Annotated in this window: 5 protein-coding genes and 1 pseudogene; 5 read left to right on the forward strand and 1 reads right to left on the reverse strand. The window is 75.1% G+C overall.

Translation table 11 applies throughout. The annotated features are described in order from the left end of the window. The 5 genes and pseudogenes from K6I33_RS31975 to K6I33_RS31995 form a co-directional block, all read left to right on the forward strand. Nucleotides 1-445: pseudogene (locus tag K6I33_RS31975) on the forward strand (histidine kinase); the annotation flags it as partial. Nucleotides 446-531: 86 nt separating this feature from the next. Continuing rightward, complete coding sequence (locus K6I33_RS31980) at nucleotides 532-969, forward strand: roadblock/LC7 domain-containing protein (RefSeq protein WP_374286365.1); 438 nt, start codon at nucleotides 532-534, stop codon at nucleotides 967-969. Next, a complete protein-coding gene (locus tag K6I33_RS31985; protein ID WP_229358048.1) occupies nucleotides 966-1,418 on the forward strand; it encodes a DUF742 domain-containing protein in 453 nt (150 codons plus the stop codon). Before K6I33_RS31980 ends, K6I33_RS31985 begins: the two co-directional genes overlap by 4 nt. After that, a complete protein-coding gene (locus tag K6I33_RS31990) occupies nucleotides 1,399-2,127 on the forward strand; it encodes an ATP/GTP-binding protein (RefSeq protein WP_229358049.1) in 729 nt (242 codons plus the stop codon). Before K6I33_RS31985 ends, K6I33_RS31990 begins: the two co-directional genes overlap by 20 nt. Beyond that, nucleotides 2,109-3,398: a styrene monooxygenase/indole monooxygenase family protein gene (locus tag K6I33_RS31995; RefSeq protein ID WP_229358050.1), complete on the forward strand. Its 1,290-nt coding sequence runs from the start codon at nucleotides 2,109-2,111 to the stop codon at nucleotides 3,396-3,398. Before K6I33_RS31990 ends, K6I33_RS31995 begins: the two co-directional genes overlap by 19 nt. On the opposite strand, the gene K6I33_RS32000 is transcribed toward K6I33_RS31995, so the two are convergent. Continuing rightward, nucleotides 3,365-4,528 (reverse strand): C40 family peptidase, encoded by a 1,164-nt coding sequence (locus K6I33_RS32000; RefSeq protein WP_308297354.1) that lies wholly within the window; start codon nucleotides 4,526-4,528, stop codon nucleotides 3,365-3,367. The genes K6I33_RS31995 and K6I33_RS32000 overlap by 34 nt on opposite strands. Between the last annotated feature and the right edge of the window lie 158 nt (nucleotides 4,529-4,686).

Raw genomic sequence — 4,686 nt, forward strand, 5'->3', positions numbered from 1 at the left:
GGCACCGACCCCGGTCCCGGAGCCCCGGTGGCAGCAGCCCGCCCGGCCCGCGCCCGGCCACGGGCTCGGGGGACCGGCAGCGGAGCCCTCGACGGCGGCCGGCGCGGCACCGGCCGGCCCGGCGATGGCACCGCCCCCGGTGGGCTACGGCGCCACGGACGTACCCGGCATGACCGGCAACGGCCTGCCCAAGCGCACCCCCCGGGTCGTCGCCCGCAAGCCCGTACCGCTCAGCGTCCGCCAGGGCGTCGACGCGGAGGCGCTGCGCCGCAAACTGGCCGGCTTCCAGCAGGGCGCGCGCGACGGACGCCGGGACGTGGAGGCGGAGTTGACGCATATGACGGGGTTGACGGGAAGTGATCACGGCGCGCGTGATCGTGGTACTGATCGGAACCGAACGGGGGCGCCGGACGAGGGCGGCACTGTCGAGGAGGCACGCGGTTGACTGCATTTTCCCAGGGGGCGACGCCAGTAACCCCCACCCGCACCACGGGCGTCACCGCCTACGGACCGAGCGAGGAGGCCCGGAGCCTGCACTGGCTGCTCACCGATCTGGTGGAGGAGGTGCCGGGCGTGCGCTCCGTCGCGGTCGTCTCCTCCGACGGACTGCTGCTGCTCTCCTCCGCCCCCGACCACCCGGCCGCGCGCGGCGCGGGCGGGGCCGCCGAGGGGCCGCGCGGCTCCACCGCCGACCTCGCCACCATCGTCGCCGGGCTCGGCAGCCTCACCTCGGGCGCGGCGGCGCTGATGGACGGCGGGCCCGTCAAGCAGACGATGGTCGCGATGGCCGGCGGCGGGCTGTTCGTCATGACCATCAGCGACGGCTCGCTGCTGGGCGTCCACACCGCGCCCGACTGCGACATGGGCGTGGTCGCCTACCACATGGCCCTCTTCGTGGGCCGGGCCGGACACGTCCTGACCCCCGAACTCCGCAGGGAGCTGCGGCAGTCGGTGGAGGCCGCCGGATGAGCACCGCCGCCCCCGTGCTGCGCGCCCCCGCCGGGCCCGTACCGGACCGGCCGACCGCGCGCGTACGCCCGTACTCGCTCACCGGCGGGCGTGGCCGCTGCGGCCATGTGCTGCTCATAGAGACCTTCGTCGCGGCCCTGGCCGACGCCGAGGACGGCCGGGTCGACGCCTGCGCCCCCGGCGCCCCGGCCGGCACCCCGGCCGGGGGCGGCGGAGCGCTCGCCTCCTGGCTGCTGCCGGAGGTGCGCGCCGTCCTGGGGCTGTGCCGGCGGCTGCGCTCCGTCGCCGAGGTCTCCGCGCTGCTGAGGATGCCGCTGGGTGTGGTCCGCGTGCTCCTCGGCGACCTGGCCGACCAGGGAAGGATCCGCGTCTACGGCACCGGCCACCTCACCGGACGACCCGACCGCGCGCTGCTCGAAAGGGTGCTGAGTGGACTACGCAGGCTCTGACGCGACGGCCCCCCGCGACCCGGGACCGGCCCCGGGACCGGGCTCGGGACCGGCCCCGGGCTGGCAGACCGACCTGTCCCGCGCCCCCGCCGCCACCAAGATCGTGATCGCGGGTGGCTTCGGGGTCGGGAAGACCACCTTCGTCGGCTCCGTCTCCGAGATCACCCCGCTGCGCACGGAGGCGGTCATGACGACCGCCGGGGAGGACGTCGACGACCACACCGCCGTCCCCGCCAAGGCGACGACCACCGTCGCCATGGACTTCGGCCGCATCACCCTCGACACGGACCTCGTGCTGTACCTGTTCGGCACCCCCGGCCAGCAGCGCTTCTGGTTCATGTGGGACGACGTGGTGCGCGGCGCCATCGGCGCGGTCGTGCTCGTCGACACCCGGCGGCTGGCCGACTCCTTCCCGGCGCTCGACTACTTCGAGAGCTGCCGGCTGCCCTACGTCGTCGCCGTCAACCACTTCGAGGGCACCGCGCGCCACTCGCCCGAGGCGGTGCGCGAGGCCCTGTCCCTGGAGCCGGACGTCCCCGTGGTCACCATGGACGCCCGGCTCCGGATCACCGTCGTGGAGACGCTGCTGACGCTGGTGGGCCGGGCCCTGGAGACCACCCCGGGAGCCGTCTCCCGGGCCGTTCACCGTGCCGCGCCGAGCGCCGCACCCGAGCCGAGCCGAGGCGGGCGTTGCGACGGATCCTCATAGTCGGGGCCGGTCAGTCCGGGCTCCAGCTGGCCCTGGGACTCCAGGCCAAGGGGTACGACGTGACCGTCATGTCGAACCGCACACCGGAGGAGATCCGCTCCGGCCGCGTCATGTCCACCCAGATGATGTTCCGCACCGCGCTGCGCTACGAGCGCGAGCTGGGGCTGAACTTCTGGGAGGGCCTGGCCCCGCGCGCCCTGGGACTGGGCTTCTCGGTCGCTGGGACGGTCCCCGGGGTGCCCGGCGTCCAGCGGCCCGTCGACTGGATCGGCCGGCTCGACGGCTACGCCCAGTCCGTCGACCAGCGGGTGAAGATGGCCGGCTGGCTGGACGCCTTCGCCGAGCGCGGCGGCCGGCTCGTCGTCCACGCGGCGGCCGTCTCCGACCTCGACTTCCTCGCCCCCCGCCACGATCTGGTGCTGGTCGCCGCGGGCAAGGGGGAGCTCGTCTCGCTCTTCCGCCGCGACCCCGCGCGCTCCCCGTACACCACGCCGCAGCGCGCTCTCGCGCTCGCCTACGTCCACGGCCTGGGCCCGCGCGCCGAGCACCCGGAGTACGACGCGGCGCGCTGCACCATCGTCCCCGGCGTCGGCGAGCTGTGGGTCATCCCCACGCTCACCACCTCCGGCCGGGCCGACATCCTCTTCTGGGAGGGCCTGCCGGGCGGGCCCGTCGACGTCTTCCAGGACGTCGAGGGGCCGGGGGAGCATCTGACGCGGACGCTGGAGCTGCTGGAGTGGTTCGTGCCCTGGGAGTACGGGCGGGCCACCGCCGTGGAGCTGACCGACCCGGGCGCCACCCTGGCCGGGCGCTATGTCCCGGCCGTCCGTGACCCGGTCGGCCGGCTGCCGTCGGGCGGGCTGGTGCTGGGCGTCGGCGACGCGGTCGTCGTCAACGACCCGCTCACCGGGCAGGGCGCCAACTCGGCGGCCAAGTGCGCCGCCTCGTACCTCGCCTCGATCGTGGAGCGGGGCGACGAGCCCTTCGACGCGGAGTGGATGCGGACGGCCTTCGAGCGGTACTGGGCCTCGGCACGGCATGTCACCCGCTGGACCAACACCATGCTCGGCCCGCGGTCCCCGCACATCCGCGCCCTGATCGACGCGGCGGCGGGGCTCCAGCCGGTCGCCGACCGCGTCGCCAACGGCTTCGACGACCCCTCGGACTTCGACGACTACTTCTACGACGCGTCGGCGGCGGAGGCGTATGTGGCGGAGACGAGGGCGCTGACGGCGGGCTACACCTCGCCCGGCGGCTCCGGGGGGACGTAGGGGATGTAGCGGGCCAGGGGCGGTTTCCCGGCGTCCGGGCGCACGGCCCCCAGCAGCGGGTTCGCGGCGATGGGGGAGACCTTGACGACGTCGCCGGGGCGCGGGGCCTGTATCACCCGGCCGTGGCCGACGTAGAGGGCGACGTGCGTGGCGCCCTCGAAGTAGAGGACGAGGTCACCGGGGCGCAGCTCGTTCAGCGGGACCTTGGGCAGCGTCTTCCACTGCTCCTGGCTGGTGCGGGGGATGACGTCCCCGGCGTGGGCCCAGGCCTGGGAGGTGAGCCCGGAGCAGTCGAAGGCGTCCGGGCCCTCCGCGCCCCAGACATAGGGCTTGCCGACCTGTTGGAAGGCGTAGTCGAGGGCCCTGATGCCGTCCTCCGACGGTGCCTGGGCGCCGCCGAGGGCGCCCGAGGCCAGCAGCTTGCGCTGGGCGTCGCCGATGCCGTCGGCCTCCGCGCGGCGCAGCGCGGCCAGCTGGTCCCCGTCGAGCGAGGCCAGCAGCCGTTCCACCTCGCCCAGCCGCTCCTGGACCGCGTCGCGCTGCCGCTTCTGCCGGGCGGCCAGGGTCTGCTGGGCGCTGAGCGCCTCGCGGGCCTCGCGGGCGAGGGCGGCGGCGCGCCGCTCGCCGTCCGCGAGCCGCTCCACGGCGTCGGCGCGGCGGCCGGCGGCGCGTCTGATCTCGTGGCCGCGGTCCATGGCCTGCCGGGCGTCGCCGCTGAGCAGGAACTCCATATAAGGGGAGAGGCCCCGGCTGCCCCGGTACTGCTCGCGGGCGATACGGCCCGCCTCCGCACGGCCGGCGGTGAGGGCGATCCGGGCCTCGGCCAGCTGCTCGTTGAGCCTGTCGGTCCGGGCACGCTGCTTCTTCAGCCTGTCGTCGGTCGCGTCGTAGGCCTCCGTGGCCTCCTCGGCCTGCCGGTAGAGCGCCCGGAGCCGGGTGAGCAGGGCGCTGACCGGCTGTCCGGGCGGATCGGCGGGGGCCGCGACCGCCGTCGGCGCGGGGAGGGCGGCCACGGCGAGCACGGTGCTCACGGCCAGCGCCGACGCGCGGAGGACGCGGGCGGCGCGGATGACACGGGCGGTACGGACGACGCGGGCGGCACGGGCGACGCGCGTGAACCGTCCTGACACAGGCTCACCTCCGGGGGGACCGGTCCGGGGGACGGGCGTGATCACGCCCGGAAGCGATCCTGCCACGCACGGTATGACTAGTAGGAACGACGTGGACGAAACCGCCCAATGGGCGTCATCCGGGTCACCCGTACGTTGACTCCGGCGGTGTCGATCAG

The sequence above is a fragment of the Streptomyces sp. UNOB3_S3 genome, assembly GCF_020740895.1.
In the GTDB taxonomy this organism is placed as follows: Bacteria; Actinomycetota; Actinomycetes; order Streptomycetales; family Streptomycetaceae; genus Streptomyces.

What these genes read in the sequence shown, in the direction of transcription:
- K6I33_RS31985 (WP_229358048.1), top strand. Translation starts at nt 966, where the DNA reads ATGAGCACCGCCGCCCCCGTGCTGCGCGCCCCCGCCGGGCCCGTACCG.